The organism is Ponticoccus sp. (in: a-proteobacteria) (assembly GCF_048381735.1).
This window is the reverse complement of record NZ_JBLXGL010000013.1, coordinates 135049-151741: the sequence shown is the minus strand read 5'-3', so window position 1 is coordinate 151741 and position 16693 is coordinate 135049. Positions and strand designations below refer to the sequence as shown.

Annotated in this window: 14 protein-coding genes and 2 pseudogenes; 6 read left to right on the top strand and 10 right to left on the bottom strand. The window is 65.4% G+C overall.

Translation table 11 applies throughout. The annotated features are described in order from the left end of the window. The first annotated feature begins 4 nt into the window (after positions 1-4). Positions 5-106 carry an integrase core domain-containing protein gene (locus tag ACN5KJ_RS18790; RefSeq protein WP_418595527.1) on the top strand — a complete coding sequence of 34 codons (102 nt, stop codon included), beginning with the start codon at positions 5-7 and terminating at the stop codon, positions 104-106. Between the two features lie 506 nt (positions 107-612). Here ACN5KJ_RS18790 and ACN5KJ_RS18785 read toward each other — a convergent pair. The 9 genes and pseudogenes from ACN5KJ_RS18785 to ACN5KJ_RS18745 form a co-directional block, all read right to left on the bottom strand. After that, a complete protein-coding gene (locus ACN5KJ_RS18785) occupies positions 613-1323 on the bottom strand; it encodes a response regulator (RefSeq protein ID WP_418595521.1) in 711 nt (236 codons plus the stop codon). Then, a complete protein-coding gene (locus tag ACN5KJ_RS18780) occupies positions 1320-3974 on the bottom strand; it encodes an ATP-binding protein (protein WP_418595519.1) in 2655 nt (884 codons plus the stop codon). The genes ACN5KJ_RS18785 and ACN5KJ_RS18780 overlap by 4 nt, the downstream gene beginning before the upstream one ends. Before the next feature lie 9 nt (positions 3975-3983). Beyond that, positions 3984-4562, bottom strand: a complete 579-nt coding sequence (locus ACN5KJ_RS18775; RefSeq protein ID WP_418595517.1) for a potassium-transporting ATPase subunit C — start codon at positions 4560-4562, stop codon at positions 3984-3986. A 24-nt stretch (positions 4563-4586) separates the two neighbouring features. After that, positions 4587-6248, bottom strand: a complete 1662-nt coding sequence (gene kdpA / locus ACN5KJ_RS18770) for a potassium-transporting ATPase subunit KdpA (protein ID WP_418595516.1) — start codon at positions 6246-6248, stop codon at positions 4587-4589. 99 nt (positions 6249-6347) lie between these two features. Further along, positions 6348-8360: a potassium-transporting ATPase subunit KdpB gene (gene kdpB / locus ACN5KJ_RS18765; RefSeq protein ID WP_418595514.1), complete on the bottom strand. Its 2013-nt coding sequence runs from the start codon at positions 8358-8360 to the stop codon at positions 6348-6350. A 10-nt stretch (positions 8361-8370) separates the two neighbouring features. Further along, entirely contained in the window at positions 8371-8460 is a 90-nt protein-coding gene (gene kdpF / locus ACN5KJ_RS18760) for a K(+)-transporting ATPase subunit F (protein WP_347166217.1), read from the bottom strand. Positions 8461-8682: 222 nt separating this feature from the next. Further along, positions 8683-8790: pseudogene (locus tag ACN5KJ_RS18755) on the bottom strand (integrase); the annotation flags it as partial. Positions 8791-9113: 323 nt separating this feature from the next. Next, a pseudogene (locus tag ACN5KJ_RS18750) lies at positions 9114-9370 on the bottom strand (transposase); the annotation flags it as partial. A gap of 211 nt (positions 9371-9581) precedes the next feature. Continuing rightward, positions 9582-10751: an MFS transporter gene (locus ACN5KJ_RS18745; RefSeq protein ID WP_418595512.1), complete on the bottom strand. Its 1170-nt coding sequence runs from the start codon at positions 10749-10751 to the stop codon at positions 9582-9584. Between the two features lie 191 nt (positions 10752-10942). Here ACN5KJ_RS18745 and ACN5KJ_RS18740 point away from each other — a divergent pair, with 191 nt between their 5' ends. From ACN5KJ_RS18740 to ACN5KJ_RS18720, 5 genes are all read left to right on the top strand, one after another. Continuing rightward, positions 10943-12100, top strand: a complete 1158-nt coding sequence (locus ACN5KJ_RS18740) for an extracellular solute-binding protein (protein ID WP_347166934.1) — start codon at positions 10943-10945, stop codon at positions 12098-12100. A 95-nt stretch (positions 12101-12195) separates the two neighbouring features. Beyond that, on the top strand, positions 12196-12999 hold the full coding sequence (locus tag ACN5KJ_RS18735; protein ID WP_418595510.1) for an ABC transporter permease: 804 nt from the start codon (positions 12196-12198) through the stop codon (positions 12997-12999). Further along, a complete protein-coding gene (locus tag ACN5KJ_RS18730) occupies positions 12996-13853 on the top strand; it encodes an ABC transporter permease (protein ID WP_347166935.1) in 858 nt (285 codons plus the stop codon). Before ACN5KJ_RS18735 ends, ACN5KJ_RS18730 begins: the two co-directional genes overlap by 4 nt. Positions 13854-13863: 10 nt before the next feature. Then, the gene (locus ACN5KJ_RS18725) at positions 13864-14943 is read left to right on the top strand and encodes an ABC transporter ATP-binding protein (RefSeq protein WP_418595507.1); all 1080 of its coding nucleotides are present in this window, start codon (positions 13864-13866) and stop codon (positions 14941-14943) included. A 34-nt stretch (positions 14944-14977) separates the two neighbouring features. After that, a complete protein-coding gene (locus tag ACN5KJ_RS18720) occupies positions 14978-15802 on the top strand; it encodes a glycerophosphodiester phosphodiesterase (protein WP_418595506.1) in 825 nt (274 codons plus the stop codon). Here the strand turns inward: ACN5KJ_RS18720 and ACN5KJ_RS18715 are convergent. Further along, positions 15781-16620 carry an inositol monophosphatase family protein gene (locus ACN5KJ_RS18715; protein WP_418595504.1) on the bottom strand — a complete coding sequence of 280 codons (840 nt, stop codon included), beginning with the start codon at positions 16618-16620 and terminating at the stop codon, positions 15781-15783. The genes ACN5KJ_RS18720 and ACN5KJ_RS18715 overlap by 22 nt on opposite strands. Positions 16621-16693: the final 73 nt, after the last annotated feature.

The window sequence follows — 16693 nt, the reverse complement described above, 5'->3', positions numbered from 1 at the left end:
CGCGATGCGCGTCATCGGCGACTGGATTGCCTTTTACAACAACCACCGCCCTCATCAGGCGCTTGCCATGCGCACGCCTGCCGAGGCATTCAGATTAGCGGCCTAACCTGAGCAGATTCCGCTGGGTCGATACACTCGCTCAGTCGCACGCATCGCAAAGCACTGCACCGTGCGGGGCGGGGCCGCCGCAGTGCAGGCACTTTGGAGCATTCTCTCGTCTCTTGATCTCCTCTTGTCTGCGCTGCTCTTCAGCCCATTTTTTGGTTGCCTCGTTTGACATGGCGTCACTCCTCTTTGCGGTGTGGCTAACATGTATACGGTGAGGCTGGCAAAAGTTGGGCATTTCGTAGAGTGCCGGAAGCGGATGTGAGTGTCAGCTTTCGAGAAGGATGCAGGTCATCGATGGCTGTTTGGCGAATGACGGCTAAGGTCCGTCAGCGACCGCCGCTGCGGCCTGGCTGGTGTTCTGCTCGCCACACAGCCGCAAGTCCGCCTCGAGCCCACTTTTGACAAATGCTGCGAGACGCGCGAACGACTGCTTCTGGGGCATCACGTTCCTAAGATGCTCTCAGGGCGTCTCTTCAAGATGTGGTTAGGAAATTCATTGGCGTTTCAAGAGGAATGCGCGCCGCTGCGGGGTGAACTCGGCTCGCAGAAGCGGTAACCGACGCCCGGCTCATTCAGGATCAGCGTTGGATTGGAAGGGGCGTCCTCGAGTTTCTTGCGCAGCGATCTAACGGTGACTCGCAGATACTCGACGTTATCGGTATGGGCCGGGCCCCAGACCTCACGCAGCAGATGGGTGTGGGTCAACACCTTGCCCGGATGACCGGCCAGCTCTGCAAGCAGCGAAAACTCTTTCGGTGTCAGCTTCACCTCGGCGCCTGACTTCCGGACGCTGTGCGCATCGAGGTCGATCTCGACCGGGCCGGACTTGACCCGCCGCGTGACACCGGCGCTGCGATCGGCGCGGCGCAGGCAGGAGCGGATGCGCGCCAAGAGTTCCTCGCTGTCGAAAGGCTTCGTGACGTAGTCGTCCGCCCCGAGATCGAGCGCCGTGACTTTCTCGCCCGAGCCCTCGCGGGCGGTGAGCACGATGATCGGCACACCCTTGTCGCGGAATGGGCCGATGAGTTCGAGGCCGTCTCGGTCCGGCAGGCCGAGATCGAGGAGCACGAGCCTCGGTCTGGACCGATGAAGCTCCGCCAGAGCCGTTGCGGCGGTCGCGGCTTCCTCGGCCGTATAGCCGCTTCGCTCGGTGGACACGCGCAGGAGACGCCGGATCGGCAGTTCGTCGTCTACGATCAGGATGTGGTCGCTCATGCAATGTCCTCCATCGAGACTTGGACGATCGCCTCGGGCGGGATTCGGATCGTGAACCGCGAACCGCCACGCTGCCGCCGCGCCGCCTCGACGCTGAACCCCATCGCTTGAGAGAACCCCTTGACGATGGCGAGGCCAAGCCCCGATCCGCCGGTCCTGTCGGAAGTCTCGCCGCGTGCGAAACGGTCGAAAATGCGCTGCTCGCTGCCCTGCGGGATGCCGGGGCCACGGTCGAGCACGTCGATCACCGGGCCGCGCCGTCCCATGCGCGCGACCACCTCGATCGGCTCTTCCTCGGGCGAATACTTCACCGCGTTGTTGATGAGGTTCAGGATCGCATGGTGCAGCAGCACGGCATCCGCACGGACGAGCGGCAAGTTCGGATCAATCGATGTCTGCACCTTGCGGCCCTCCAGCAGCGCGGCGAGGTCGGCAATGGCCGAGGTGATAGCGTCGGTCAGGTCAATGGGCTGAAGATCGGGCGTGACCGCCCCTTCCTCGATCCGGGTGAGGTCGAGCAGGTCCGACAGGAAGCGGTTCAGCCGACGCGCCTCGCTGCGCACCGTCTCGACGAGCTCGGCGTCCTCGCCGCTGGAGGACAAGGCCTCGGCCGCGGCCGTTACGGCCGTCAGTGGTGTCCTGAGATCGTGACTAAGCGACGCGAGCAGTGCTGCGCGCAGGCTATCGCGCTGGCGCACCACCTCCATTTCCCGCATGTCGGTCTCGAGCTTGAGCCGCTCATGGGCAAGCGCAGCTTGGTCGATCAGGCTCTCTGTAAGCGCCGCCCGCTTCGTCGGTACGGCGTCGCGGCCAGAGGGGCTGCGCAGCCCAAGGACCGCCAGAGTGCCGAGCGAGGTCTTAAGCGGGCGGAATTGCCAGTCGCTCGCGGTGAGCGTGTTGGTGCCACGCCCTGCGGCCTCCCCGTGCTCAAATGCCCACTCTGCAGCCGCCCTGTCTACAGAGCTGAGTTCGGGCTTCGTCTGGCCGGAGGCGGTGATCTTCACGCCATTTTCCGATCCATGCAGGATCGTCGTCTGGACGACGAGGATCGAGCGGACTTCATCGCAGACGATCTGCGCTGTCTCCGAGGTATCGGATGCGGCACCGAGCCGCGTCGCGAACCGGGCGAGCGAAGCGTTCTCGCGAGCACTCCGCATCGCAAGCCCCGCCGCCGCCCGCGCTTGCGCGGCAAGTTGCCCGGTTATGATGGCCACGATGACCAGCAGGATTGCTGTGATGACGTTGGCCGGGCCGTAGATGTTGAACGTATAGACGGGAGGCAGAAAGAAGAAGTTGTAGGCGATGCCGGCCGCGACGGCCGCCACGAGACCCGACCGGAAACCGAAGAGGCTCGCGCTCGCGATCACTGGAACGAGGTAGAGCATGTCGATCGGGCCGCGGCCGATCCAGCCTTGGGCGAAGAACAGCACGAGGGTGGTGACGCCGACAGCTCCGAGGGCCACGCCATCACCGGTGAACGGCGCCGCGGGAAGATAGCGCCGCCAGTCACCGCCCCGGCGCTCCTCGGCCAACGGAACGACATGCACGGCGACGCCGCTGGTCCTGTCGATGAGGTCCTTCACGATCGAGCGCCGGAACGGCGGGAAGCCACGACCACCATGGCGCGAACTGCCGATGACCAGCTGCGTCGCCCGTGTCTCGCGACACTGCGCGAGGATTGCTTCCTGCACGGAAGTCGCGGGGACCGACTGCAGTGTGGCGTCGAGCGACGAGGCCAGCGCCAGGGTACGGGCGAGTTGTGTCTTCTCCGCATCGCTGAGCCGGGCGGCTGACGGAGTTTCGACATAAAGCGCGATCAACGGTGCTTTGAGGGCATCCGCGAGCCGCTTCGCCGCGCGCACGACCTGCTCGCCGCCGGCTGCCTCGGAGATCGCCACCAGAACCCGCTGCCCGCCGCCATAGCCTTCTCTGCCGGTGACGCTCTGGTGTTCCTTGATCCGGGCGTCGACGTATTGCGCCGCGTGGCGCAACGCGAGTTCGCGGAGTGCGAGCAGGTTGCCTTTGGAGAAGAAGTGGTCGAGCGCCTGACGGGCCTGGTCGGGAATGTAGACCTTTCCCGCCTCAAGCCGGACGATTAGGTCCTCGGGCGGCAGGTCGATCAATTCGATCTCGGCGTTCTCGAAGACCTTGTCGGGCACCGTCTCGCGCACGCGGACATGGGTGAAGGAACCCACCACATCGTTCAGGCTCTCGACGTGCTGGATGTTCACGGTGGTCATCACGTCGATGCCCGCGGCGAGCAGCTCCTTGATGTCCTGCCAGCGCTTGGGATGACGGCTGCCCGGGGCATTGGTGTGGGCGAGTTCGTCGACCAGGACAATCTGAGGACGCCGCTCGAGTACCACGTCGATGTCCATTTCGGTGAGCGTCTGGCCCTTGTAGACCAGCTCCTTGCGCGGGACGACCGGCAGGGGCGCCACGAGCGCTTCGGTCTCCTTGCGCCCATGGGTCTCGACGATGCCGATGACCACGTCCTTGCCGGCCTTGCGCTTCTCGGCGCCTTCCAGCAGCATCTCGTAGGTTTTCCCGACGCCGGGTGCGGCGCCGAGAAAGATCTTCAGAGTTCCACGCCCCTCTCGTTCCGCTTCGCGGAGCAATGCATCTGGGGAGGGGCGCGTTTCTTCAGTCATGGGAACACCTTATTCGGTCACCGCCGGGGCAGCCAGTTCCGCGTCGAGTGCGAGGTTGAGTTCCAGGACGTTGACGATGCGGCCTTCGGTGAAGACGGCGCCGGGCGCGTAGGCCATGTCCCGGATGATGGAGGCAACGGCGCCGACCTCGCCCCCCCGCGCCGTGGCGACCCGTTCGGCTTGATACAGAGCGCCCTCAAGCGAGATGTGGGGGTCGAGTCCGGCACCGGACGCAGTGACGAGGTCGGCCGGGATCGGCCGCTCCTCGGTGGCGCCGCCATGGGCGGAGATCAGGGCCTCCGCCCGTTCGGTCAGCTCCGGGTTCGCCGGAGAGAGGTTCGAGCCACCGGCGCCAGCTGCGTCGTAGTCCACGGCCGAGGGACGGGGCCAGAAGTACTCCGGCGACGTGAACGCCTGAGCAATCAGGCGACTGCCGACGACCTCGCCTTCCGCGTTGGAGACGAGTGATCCGTTCGCGGTGGCCGGTGTCACGACTTGCGCGAACCCGAGGATGAGGGCGGTGTAACCTGCCACGCAGATGGCCATGGTCGCAGCTGCGACGCGCAGGCCGGAAATGAAGTCTGACATGAGCATGTCTCCTGTTTCAGCCGCTCAAGGCAGCGAGAAGTGTTCCGCGAGCGGACCGAGGGCCGCTGCCGGGAGGAAGGTGAGCGCGCCGCAGATGACGACGGTCAGCCCCAGCATGGTGCCGAAGGTGGCGTCCTCCACGCCGAGCGTGCCGGCGCTCTCGGTCGCGCGCCGCTTGGCCATGAGGCTGCCGACGATCGCGAAGGGCAGGATGATCGGCAGGTAGCGGCCGAGCAGCATCACGATCCCCGTGGCGATGTTCCAGGGTCCGGTGCCGTCGCCCAGCCCCTCGAAGCCCGAGCCGTTGTTGGCCGCGGCGGACGTGAACTCGTAGAGGATCTCCGAGAACCCGTGCACGCCGGGATCCTGGACGGTAGCCTGACCGAGCGACGTCGCCGCGAACAGGGCCGTGCCGCCTAGAATCAGGACGGCGTGGGTGAAGAGCGCGAGGACGGCGAAACGCACCTCCTTGGCCTCGATCTTGTGGCCGAGATATTCAGGCGTTCGGCCAACCATCATGCCTGCAACGAAGACCGCCACGACGATGTAGAGGAACATGTTGATCATGCCGACGCCGACGCCGCCGAAGGTGGCGTTGAGCCACATGCCCGCCATTGGCATCAGGCCGGTGAGCGGGTTGAGGCTGTCGTGCATCGCGCCAACCGAGCCGTTCGAGGTGGCGGTGGTCAGCACCGCCCAAAGCGGTCCGCCCGTCGCGCCGAAGCGCAGCTCCTTGCCCTCGAGGTTGCCGGTCGCGTCCGACACAGGAAGCTCGGAGAAGGCCGGCGTCGGCGCGCTCTCGAAGGCGACGGAGCCCGTGATTTTCACCAGGATGAACATCGCCATGACCGAAAAGATCACGGTCGCGTGCCGCATCCGCCCGACGATGCGGCCGAACATCCAGACGCAGGACATCGGAATGATGATGAGGCAGAACATCGCCAGCGCGTTGGTCCAGAAGGTCGGGTTTTCCAGCGGATGCGTCGCGTTGGGGCCGAAGAAGCCGCCACCGTTAGTGCCAAGCTGTTTGATGGTCAGGAAGGCCGCGACCGGACCGCGCGCGATGGTCTGCATCGCCCCTTCGACCGTCGTCGCTACAGCGGAACCCTGAAGTGTCATCGGCATGCCGCCGAGCACCATCAGGAGCGCGATCACCACCGCCACCGGAAGGAGCACAAGAAAGCTCGCTCGCTGAACGTCCACGAGGAAGTTGCCCAGTGCCGGCCGTCCTGCGATCCCGCGCGCCAGCGCCGCCAGTGCGGCGATGCCGGTCGCGGCCGATACGAACTGCAGCCACATCAGGCCTGCCAACTGGCTGAGGTAGCTCATCGAGACCTCACCGGAATAGTGCTGCAGATTGGTGTTCGTAGTGAAGGACGCGGCCGTGTTGAAGACCAGCGTCGGGTCGAGCGCGCCCCGCTCGTCGGGATTAAGCGGCAGCCACTGCTGCAGCGCGAGGATTGCGAAGGTCACCGAGAACATGGTGGCGTTGAAGACGAGCAGCGTGACCAGATAGCGCTTCCAGTCCTGGTCGGCGGATGCGCCGCCGATGGTCTGGAACAGTCCGGTCCAGCGATTGGCCTGCCCGGGCGCGGGGTCCATCGCCCATGTCATATAGGCGCCGAGCGGCAGAGACAGCAGCGCCGTGCCGCCGACGATGAAGAGAATGACAGATAGGTGGTCCATGGGGTCAGTCCTTGAAAGCCCGTGTCACGGCGCCGATCAGGACGGCGAACACGAGGATCCCGAGTGCGTAGGTGAGAAAGATCATGTGAGTGTCTCCTGTCAGGCGAGGCCGAGGCCCGAGACCGCGATGTCGATCAGCTTGATGCCGACGAAAGGCACGATCAGGCCGCCTGCGCCGTAGATGCCGAGGTTCCGGATGAGTTGCCGAGCCGCGCTCTGCGGTCGGTAGGTCACGCCGCGCAGCGCCAGCGGCACAAGAAGCGGAATGATGATCGCGTTGAAGATCAGTGCCGACAGGATCGCGCTTTCGGGGCTGGCGAGCCCCATGACGTTGAGCGCGCCGAGGGCCGGGTAGAGCGCCACGAAGATCGCCGGCAAAATCGCGAAATACTTCGCCACGTCGTTCGAGATCGAGAACGTGGTGAGCGCGCCCCGCGTCATCAGGAGCTGCTTGCCAATGCCCACGATCTCGATGAGCTTCGTGGGGTTGTTGTCGAGGTCGACCATGTTGCCGGCCTCGCGCGCGGCCTGGGTGCCGGTGTTCATCGCGACGCCAACGTCGGACTGCGCCAGCGCGGGCGCGTCGTTCGTGCCGTCCCCGCACATGGCGACGAGCTTGCCGTCGGCCTGTTCCTTCCGGATCAGCGCCAGCTTGTCCTCGGGCGTCGCCTCGGCGAGGAAATCGTCCACCCCCGCCTCGGCTGCGATAGCCGCCGCGGTCAGCGGGTTGTCGCCGGTGATCATCACGGTGCGGATGCCCATGTGCCGCAGCTCGGCAAAGCGCTCCTTGATCCCGGATTTGACGATGTCCTTGAGGTGGATCGCGCCCAGAAGGCGCGTTCCGTCTGCCACCGCGAGGGGCGTACCGCCCGCCCGCGCAATCCTGTCGGTCAGCGACTTCATCTCGCGCACCGCTGCGGGCTCGAAGGAATGCAGCTTCAGGACGGCCTCGACCGCGCCTTTGCGGATCTTGCGGGTGCCAATATTAAGGCCGCTCACCCGGGTCTGGGCCGTGAATCCGACCACTTCCGAGCCAGCAGGGGCCGCTCCGCCCTGTCCGGCAAGGTCGATGATCGAACGGCCCTCCGGCGTCTCGTCGCCAAGGGATGACAGCCGCGCCGCCTCGATAAGCTCGGCGTCGCGAATGCCCGAGAGTGGCAGAAACTCGGAAGCCTGCCGGTCGCCGAGCGTGATCGTCCCGGTCTTGTCGAGAAGCAGCGTGTCGATGTCGCCTGCGGCCTCCACCGCGCGGCCCGACTTCGCGAGCACGTTGAAGCGGATCAGCCGGTCCATGCCCGCGATGCCGATGGCCGACAGCAGCCCCGAGATCGTCGTGGGGATCAGCGCCACGAAGAGCGCGATCAGAACAGGGACAGCGATCGATCCTCCGGCATAGGCGGCGAACGCGGGCAGCGTGCCGACGGCGACGAGAAAGATCAGCGTGAGCCCGGTCAGCAGGACCGTGAGCGCGATCTCGTTCGGTGTCTTGGCCCGGCTTGCGCCCTCCACGAGCGCGATCATCCGATCAAGGAAGCCCGTACCCGGCTCGGCCGTCACCTTGACCTTGATCCAGTCGGAGATGACACGCGTGCCCGCGGTCACGGCCGACCGGTCGCCGCCCGCTTCGCGGATCACCGGGGCGCTCTCGCCCGTGATCGCCGCCTCGTTCACGGAGGCTACGCCCTCGATCACCTCGCCATCGGCGGGGATCAGGTCGCCTGTCTCGACAAGCACGATGTCGTCCTTCCTCAACTCGCTTGCAGGGACTTTCTTTAAGCTGTCGCCCTTGACGCGCTTGCCTCTCAGTTCAGCCTTCGTAGACCGAAGTGCCGCCGCCTGCGCCTTGCCGCGCCCTTCGGCCAGCGCCTCGGCGAAGTTACCGAAGAGGATCGTGAGCCAGAGCCAGAAGACGATCTGAATCTCGAAGAGGAAGGCGCCGCCGGTGACCGCAGTTTGCAGAAGCAGCACCGTCGCGAGGAGCGCGACGGTTGCTGTCGTGAACATCACCGGGTTGCGGACAAGCAGACGAGGATGAAGCTTCGCGAAGCTTTGCCGCAGCGCGGGGCCAACGAGTTCGGCCGCGAAAATGGATTGTGTCGGTTGTCGTGCCATGATGCGCCCCTCAGAACCGCTCGGGCCGCATCAGCACGGCCAGAAGATACACAAGAAGCGCCACGGCGATGAGGCCGCCGAGGACGAGTTCGAAGCCCATTTGTTGGACCCTCCAGATACAGAATTTTCATCCTGTACTTGAGCCCGGAGCCCATAATGGCTCCATGCGGAAGTTACAGCCGCGACATAAGAAAGGCATAAAGACGGAGGGTGAGCCGGTCCGGTGCTCTCTCACCACCTCGCGGGACAAACAGCCCAATGCTCGCGTCAGGGGAACTAAAAAGCCCGGTCGCACTGATGCTGTACGGCGGCCCGGGTCCCGTCAGATCTCGATAGCCTCGGCGATGACGAGTGCATCTTCAAGCTCAACGCCCAAAGTGCGCATTGTATTATCCATCTTGGTTTGACCCGACAAAAGCTGAACTGCACGCTGTTCTGACCATGGCAAAGCCAGCCGTGCCAAGAAAGAGGCCAGGCAGTCATTCGCGCGGCCGTGACGAATTCACACTTTGTCCGCATTGCGGACCTCGGCGCCACGGACGTTGCTAAGCGTTGCCATGAAGGTCCGGTATGGTAAAGCTGCGCTGCGGCAACGGTGATCCTGGCCAAGGTCGGCTTCGGGCCGGGAGCAGCGGCGCTTCCGGCTGAGGTCCCACACCTGCGCATCACGCAGCCCCTACGGTGCCTGCGCCGCGATCATCCGGCAGGAAATCGATAACCTCATTCGGGTTGATTACTTGGCCTTCTCTGTCCCCCTCGCAGATCGCGATGAACTGTGCCGATCAGCCCCTTCATCGAGAGGCACGTCTGTATGGCCGCATCGCTGTAGCTCTGCTGGCGGCCGCGCCTGCCTGTCTGCGCGGCCTCCCAGATCATTTCGGGATCGAACCAACCTCCCGGGACATTCCTTCGGAATGCCCTGCCGGTCAGGAGATCGTCAGCGAGCCCCGGCGCTTGAGCGCTTCATTGTAGGCTGGCCAGTACCCGGTCTTGTAGTTCGGGGGGTGAGGCTGTTCGTGCGCCCCAGATGCCGGTCTGGATTCACGAGATGAATCCCACGCGGGATTTGTGCAACAGAGCCCCTCACCAAACGCAAAGGAGTGAGCCAGGGTACGGCTCAAGACGGTTGAGCCGCTCTTGGCTGCATCCATCGTATCGCTGCAAACGGTTTTTTCGCCCGACGTTGCCGGTGATGGTCCAGTATTCCGGTTCGATTACGGTCTAGCGCATCATCCGGGCGGTGATCGGACCGGCAAAAAGGACAACCACCGCAAGCAGGGGCATGGCCACGGTGAAGGCGCTGGCGGCGCCCTGGGCTTCCACCAGCGTTCCCAGCATCGGTGGCACCGCGAAAAGTGCCAGAAGCGAGACCAGGGAATAGGCCGCCATGGTTCGCGTCGGGGACCGGGTCGGGTGGTTCATGGCCAGCGACGTGGCAACCGGTGCCGCAAGCGCGACACCGCCGCCGATCATCGCAAAGCCTGCCCCAAGCCCGAGCGCCCCAAGCCCGAGGCCGGGCGCAACCAGGCTCAGCAACAGTCCCGCCAGGCAGATGATGGCCATGCTGCGCAGCAGCAGCGGCACCGACACCCGTGCGCGCAACCTGTCACCGATCATCCGCGCGGCGAACATGCCCAGGGTGAAGGCGGCATAGATGCGGGCGGCCATCACGGCGTCCAGCTCCAGCGTATTGCGCAGGTAGAACATCGACCAGTCATAGACGACGCCTTCGGTTACGCTGAATCCCGCGACAAGCAGCAGCAGGCACAGGACAAACGCATCGGGCCGGGCGAAGCGCGGGCCCGGATCCGGCACCGGCGGGGCGGCCGCATCCCGATGACGCAGCAACAGCGCGATCAGCGGCAGGCAGGCAACGCCCAGCAGCAGGATCTGGTGGCTGGGCGATAGCGCCGCATCGGCGGCCCGTCCGCCCAGAAGCGCGCCCACGAACAATCCTGCGGACCAGAAGCCATGACTGCGGGAGATCACTTTGCGACCGCTATGTTCTTCGATCCGGGCGGCGATCAGGTTCTTGGCGACCTCCATGATCGCCATGGCGATGCCGTAGCCGAAAAGCGGCAGGGCCAGCCCCATCGGGCCGGGTGCCATGACGCCCGAGGCGGCCAGCGGCAGCAGGACCAGCGCCGCCAGCAGCATTGCACCTGCCACGCGCCGCGCCCCCAGCCTCTCGACCAGCCGGGCGGCCACCGGAAAACCCAAAAGGGTGCCGGCGGTCTGTGCCAGCAGCGCCAGCCCAAGCGCCGAAGGGCCGATGCCCTGGGCGGCGGAGACCTCTGGCAGGCGCGAGAAGAGCGTGACGTATAGCAGCGCATTGGCGAAGAAGATGCTGGCAGGAAGGGTGAACAGGGGCAGAGTCAGGCGGGTCGTCATGGGTTTTCCTTGGGGATCGACCCGCCTGACCAGTTTTCCGGGCCGCTGTCAAAATCCATCGCGGCGGTGCGCAGCAAAATCATCAAACCGTCATCAAGTACTTACAAAAGCGTAATATTTCGCTCCTATCAGCGCGGCTCTCAAGCCTGCCGAACTCATCCGGCGGGACCGATGACCATGCAGGAGCTCCCATGTCCCTCCCTCTTTCGCGCCGTGCCTTCCTCGGCACTGCCGCTGCCTCGACCGCCGCTCTGGCATTGCCCCGCATCACGCTGGCCGCCGATGGTTTCGTCAACGTCTACACCGGCTCCGACAGCAACATCTCGGACTTCTGGACCAACGTGATTCTGCCCGGCTTCAAGGCGGTGAACGGCGATGCGCGCGTCCGCGTCGTGGATGCCGGTGACAACGCCGGCCTGCGCGCGATGGCCGACCGCGCCATGGCTGCACTGGGCGCCGACAACGACCCCCAGGTCGACCTGTTCGAAGCCTATACCCCCGATCAGACCGAAGGCTCGATCGATGCGGGCCTGTGGGTCAACTTTGCCACCGCCGGCATCGACAACATGGACAAGGTCAACCCCGCCGCCAAACAGACCGATTTCGACCTTCCCTATCGCGGCAGCCAGGTCCTGCTGGCCTATGACGCCTCCAAGGTCTCGGCCGAAGATGCCCCCAAGACCTGGGACGAGATGACTGCCTGGATCCACGCCAATCCCGGCCAGTTCATCTACAACCGCCCCGACAAGGGCGGTTCGGGTGGCAACTTCGTGCGTCGCGCCATCCATGAGGCCAATGGCCGTGATCCTCAGAAGTTCACCCTGATGAACTACTCCGACACCTACGCGGAAGAGACGCTGCCGGGCGCATGGGACATCCTGAACGGCCTGGCGCCCAGCCTCTACGAAGGCGGCTCCTATTCCTCGGGCAACACCCAGTCGATCCAGCTGTTGGCCCAGGGCGTCGTGACTATGACCCCCGTCTGGTCCGACCAGGTTCTGCAGTCGATCACCATGGGCGTTCTTCCGGAAAACACCGGCCTGGTGCAGCTTCAGGATCTCGCGCTTTGCGGTGGGTTCTCCCGCATCACCATTCCGACCAACGCGGCCAACCTGGACGTTGCCATGCAACTGGCGGCCTATGTCCTGTCGGTGGACGTCCAGTCCAAGATCATCACCGAACTGGGTGGCTTCCCGGGCGTGACCTGGGACAGCGTCGATCCCGCCCTGCGCGAAAAATACGCCGATGTCATCCCCGCCACCATCCCGACTTTCCCGGGCGGGGGCTGGGATGCGGCGATCAACGACGGCTGGTACCGCACCGTCGCGCCCGGCATTTCGCGGGGCTGAGTGCGATGACCGATCTTTCGTCCGCCGGTAGGGGCCGGGCGGGCGGCACGGCACGACGCAACGGAAGGGGGCTTACGGGCCTCCTTCTCGTTTCTGTGCCGGTCGCCCTGCTTGGCTGGCTCATCATCTATCCGATCTTCAATGCCATCGGCCGCACCATCCTGCGTACCGATGACAGCGGCACGCAGTTCAGCCTGGACACCTACGTGCGTTTCTTCAGTGATGGCTACTCGCTGGCGAACCTCTGGCTGACGCTGTGGGTCACGGCGGTCTGCGCGATGCTGCTGCTGGCGATCTGCCTGCCGCTGTCGCTCTACCTGCGCTTCGCGAAAAGCCGCGTTGCTGCCGTGGTGCAGGGGCTGTCGCTGTTCCCGATGTTCGTGCCCTCGGTCATCCTGGCCTATGCGCTGATCCGCACCATCGGCCCCAACGGTGGTGTCGACCTGGTGCTGAACGCCCTTGGCCTGCCCAAAATCAATTCTCCTTACCTGACCCCTTGGGGACCAATCATCGGCCTGGTGTGGGACAACATCCCGCTGACCACCCTGATGCTGGTCGCAGGGCTGGGCGCGGTGTCCGACAACGCGGTCGAGGCGGCGCGGGATGCCGGCGCCCGACCCTTGGCGGTGCTGCGCCACATCATCCTGCCGCAGATCGGCAACGCGGTGCTGGTGGTACTGTCCTTCACCGTGCTGTCGATCTTCTCGGCTTTCACGCTTCCTTACGTCCTCGGACCCGCCTCGCCCGAGATGATGGGCCCCTTCATGCAACGAACCTTCGGACAGGTCATGGACCCCCGCATGGCCGTCACCCAGGCGGTGATCACCTTTGCCATCTGCGCGGTCTTCGGGGCCTTCTACGTCCGCTCCATTGCGCGCAACCGAAAGAACGGCCGATGACCATCGCAGAGACTTCCCTTGCCACGGCACCTCCCGTGGTCAGCCGCAAGACCCGCCGCCCCGACTGGGTAGGGCTTCTGCTGGCCGTCCTGCTTGGCATCGTGGTGGTGGTGCCACTGGTCGTCGTGGCGATCTGGGCCTTTGCCGAGGTCTGGCGCTATCCCAGCCTGCTGCCCCAGGAATGGGGCCTGCGCTTCTGGAAGGCGACCCTGTCGCGACCCGATGTCTGGGGCGCGATGTCCCTGTCGATCCGGCTGTCCCTGGTGGTCACCGCGCTGTCCGCGCTAATCTGCCTGCCTGCGGCCTATGCCTTTGCGCGGATGGATTTCCCGGGCAAGAACGTGCTCTTCCTGTCCTTCCTTGCCTCCCATGCCTTTCCGAAATTCGGCCTGCTGGTCGCCATCGCCGGGATCTTCCTGAACCTCGGGCTGATCTCGACCTTCTGGGGCGTGGTGCTGATCCAGCTGGTCGGCACGCTGATGATGATGATCTGGATCCCCGTCGCGGCCTTCCAGAACGTCGACCGCGCGATGGAAGAGGCGGCGCGGGACGCGGGCGCCGGGCCGATCCGCGTATTCTGGTCGGTCAGCCTGCCGCAGGCCGCCCCCACCATCTTTGCCGCCGTGCTGCTCAGCTTCGTCGGCACCTTCTATGAAACCGAGGGCGCCTGGCTGATCGGCGCGCCCGAGATCCGCACCATGCCGGTGCTCATGATCACCTACATCAACAATCAGATCGTCGTGCAATATGGTGCGGTGCTGTCGGTCCTTCTGTGGGTCCCCAGCTTCATCGCGCTGATGTTCACCCGTCGTCTTGTCGGGTCCGCATCCTTTGCCAAGGGCTTCGGCGTGTGAGGAAACTGAAATGGCACAACTGACACTCAAGAACCTGGGCAAGTCCTTCGACGGGACCGATGTCATCGCCGACCTGTCGCTGGACGTGGCCGATGGCGAACTGGTCTGCCTGCTGGGGCCGTCCGGGTCAGGCAAGTCCACCGTGCTGCGCATGGTCGGCGGCTTTGAGACGCCGGAGCGCGGCGCCATCCTGATCGACGGAGAGGACGTGACCGACGTGCCCCCCGAAAAGCGCCCCACCGGCATGGTGTTCCAGAGCCACGCGCTCTGGTCGCACATGTCCGTGGCGGACAATGTGGCCTTCGGTCTGAAACTGCGCCGCCTGCCCAAGGCAGAGATCCGGCGCCAGGTGACCGAGGCGCTGGACCTGGTGGGCCTCGGCGATTACGGCGCGCGCCGTGTCTGGCAGCTGTCCGGTGGCCAGCAGCAACGCGTCGCCATCGCCCGGGCGCTGGTTCTGAAACCCAAGATCCTGCTGTTGGACGAACCCTTCGCCAGCCTGGACCAGCACCTGCGCGAACGCCTGCGCGAGGAACTGCGCGATATCCAGAGACGCCTCGGGATCACCACGCTCTTCGTCACCCACGGCCAGGACGAGGCGCTTGCGCTGGCCGACCGTATCATCGTGCTGCGCGGCGGTGAGATCGAACAGGCGGCCAGCCCCGACCGCATGTACCGCTCTCCCGAGACGCGCTTTGTCGCGGGTTTCATCGGGTCGATGAACTTCCTGGCCTGCGACATGCGCGGCGGGCGGGCCGATCATCCGCTGTTTCCGGTCGAGGCCGTGGTGCCCAATGGCCCCATCGAACTGGCGATCCGCCCCGAGGCGTTGACCGTCTCCCCGGGACGCAGCGCCGGTATGTCAGCCCGCGTCCACCGGCAGACCGATTACGGCACGCACCTGCTGCTGGACATCGTGCTGGAGGATGGCGCCCGGCTGAAGGCGATGTGCCCGCCCTCGGGGGCGTTCGAGGCGGGGCAGGAGGTTGGCCTTTCGGCCTCCCACGTGGCCCTCTTCCGGGATGGGGTGAAACTCGCAGAGGTCCGGCCCGATCAACGCGCCGGCCTGCGTGAGGTGGCGCATGTCTGAGGGCAATGGGTCCGAAGCGGCGGGCCGCACTTCCGTGAGAATCGCGCACGCCGCCGGGGAAACCTGGCTGAAGTGGCATCGCGGCCGTCGGGCAGGCGCGGATTTCGAATTCGATCCGCGCCGCATCCTGGAGGGCATGCGCCTTGGCGCCTCGGTCGAGGTGGATCTGCGGGCTCATGCGGGTGGCGGTTTCGCCGTCCTGCATGATGAGGGGCTCGAGCGGGCCACGACCGGTGCCGGTCAGGTGGCCGACACGTCGGCCGAGGGGCTGCGCGCGCTGACCCTGCGCGACAACGCAGGCCGGGATACCAGCGTGCCCGTCGCCCTGCTGGGCGATCTCTGCCGGGATATTGCGCAAGCCACGATCGGAGACGGCGCCCTGTTGCAGCTGGACCTGAAGGAAACCTCTGCCACGCTGACCGATGCCGACATTGCCGCCTTTGCCCGCGATGTTGCCCCGGTGCAGCGCCACATGATCCTGTCAGGCGGGGATGCGGCGGCGGTCGGGCGGCTGGCGGAAGCACTGCCCGGGATGCAGCTGGGCCACGATCCCTGCCACAACGGCACGCGCGAGGCGCTGGCCGTGTCGGGCGACAATGCCGGTTTCGTGGCGCGCGCCATGGCCGAGGCGGGCCGTGCGCGAATGATCTACCTGGATATTCGGCTGATCCTCGATGCTTTGTCGCGCGACTTCGACATGATCGGGGCCTTCCGCGCCGAAGGTTGCCGGATCGATGCATACACGGTGCAACGGCCAACATCGCAGGCCGTCGCGCTGTGTGAAAGGCTGTTGGGACTGGGGGTCGACCAGATCACCACGGACGACCCCGAAGGGCTTTACGCCGCGCTGACAGCCTGATCGGCGAAGCCCTGCAGAAGCCAGGGATGCATCCCGGCGCTGCCCGCGAGGATGGCGCCGGGATCGCGGATCTCGCCCCCGTCGAAGCCCGTGACGATGCCGCCTGCCTCGCGCAGGATCAGCACCGAGGCGCCATAATCGACCAGGGACAGGCCGTCTTCGAAGAACCCGTCAAGGCGCCCTGCCGCGACATAGGCGATCGACAGCGCAGAGCTCCCCAGCCGCCGCACGCCCGATGTCTGGTCCATCGCGCGCCGCAGTGCCGCGTGATAAACGTCTTCCGGTACGCTGCGCACCTGGCCGCGCACCGGCAGACCAGCGCCGATCACGGTGTTTTCCACGTCCGACATGCCGCGCGCATCCAGCGGCGCACCGTTCAGCCAGGCTCCCTTGCCCTTTTCGGCGGCGAAGACCTCTCCCATCATGGGGTCATAGGTGATGCCGGCCGTGACCTCGCCCCGGTCCATGCGGGTGATCACCACGCCGAAGTGGGGGATGCCCCATGCATAGTTGGTGGTGCCGTCGATCGGGTCGATGACGAAGGTGGGGTGGTCGTCCTCGGCGGACCGGTCTCCCACTTCTTCCTCGCCGCGAATGCCACAGCCGGGGAAGGCCTCTTTCAGCACCCTCAGGATCGCGGCCTCGGCGGCAATATCGCCGTCGGTCTGGTAGTCGTGGCGGCCCTTCAGAACCATGTCGGCCGCGCTGCGACGCGCCATGCTGTTGCTGGCGGTTTCGCCACCGGCAAGGGCGGCACGCGCCATGGCGCGCAGGCTGTCAGAGGCCTCCCGAGGCAGAAGGGTGGCAAGATCAGTCATCTGGGGAGGGCGCATTGCAGGCTTTCCACTTGTCGTTGGTCGGGCCTCTCTCTGTCGCGGCTGGCCAGGCGCC

Excerpts from the sequence above, each read along its gene's own strand:
- ACN5KJ_RS18790 (WP_418595527.1), top strand. The coding sequence starts at position 5 with ATGCGCGTCATCGGCGACTGGATTGCCTTTTACAACAACCACCGCCCT.
- ACN5KJ_RS18785 (WP_418595521.1), bottom strand. The coding sequence starts at position 1,323 with ATGAGCGACCACATCCTGATCGTAGACGACGAACTGCCGATCCGGCGT.
- ACN5KJ_RS18780 (WP_418595519.1), bottom strand. The coding sequence starts at position 3,974 with ATGACTGAAGAAACGCGCCCCTCCCCAGATGCATTGCTCCGCGAAGCG.
- ACN5KJ_RS18775 (WP_418595517.1), bottom strand. The coding sequence starts at position 4,562 with ATGTCAGACTTCATTTCCGGCCTGCGCGTCGCAGCTGCGACCATGGCC.
- kdpA (WP_418595516.1), bottom strand. The coding sequence starts at position 6,248 with ATGGACCACCTATCTGTCATTCTCTTCATCGTCGGCGGCACGGCGCTG.
- kdpB (WP_418595514.1), bottom strand. The coding sequence starts at position 8,360 with ATGGCACGACAACCGACACAATCCATTTTCGCGGCCGAACTCGTTGGC.
- kdpF (WP_347166217.1), bottom strand. The coding sequence starts at position 8,460 with ATGGGCTTCGAACTCGTCCTCGGCGGCCTCATCGCCGTGGCGCTTCTT.
- ACN5KJ_RS18745 (WP_418595512.1), bottom strand. The coding sequence starts at position 10,751 with ATGACGACCCGCCTGACTCTGCCCCTGTTCACCCTTCCTGCCAGCATC.
- ACN5KJ_RS18740 (WP_347166934.1), top strand. The coding sequence starts at position 10,943 with ATGTCCCTCCCTCTTTCGCGCCGTGCCTTCCTCGGCACTGCCGCTGCC.
- ACN5KJ_RS18730 (WP_347166935.1), top strand. The coding sequence starts at position 12,996 with ATGACCATCGCAGAGACTTCCCTTGCCACGGCACCTCCCGTGGTCAGC.
- ACN5KJ_RS18725 (WP_418595507.1), top strand. The coding sequence starts at position 13,864 with ATGGCACAACTGACACTCAAGAACCTGGGCAAGTCCTTCGACGGGACC.
- ACN5KJ_RS18715 (WP_418595504.1), bottom strand. The coding sequence starts at position 16,620 with ATGACTGATCTTGCCACCCTTCTGCCTCGGGAGGCCTCTGACAGCCTG.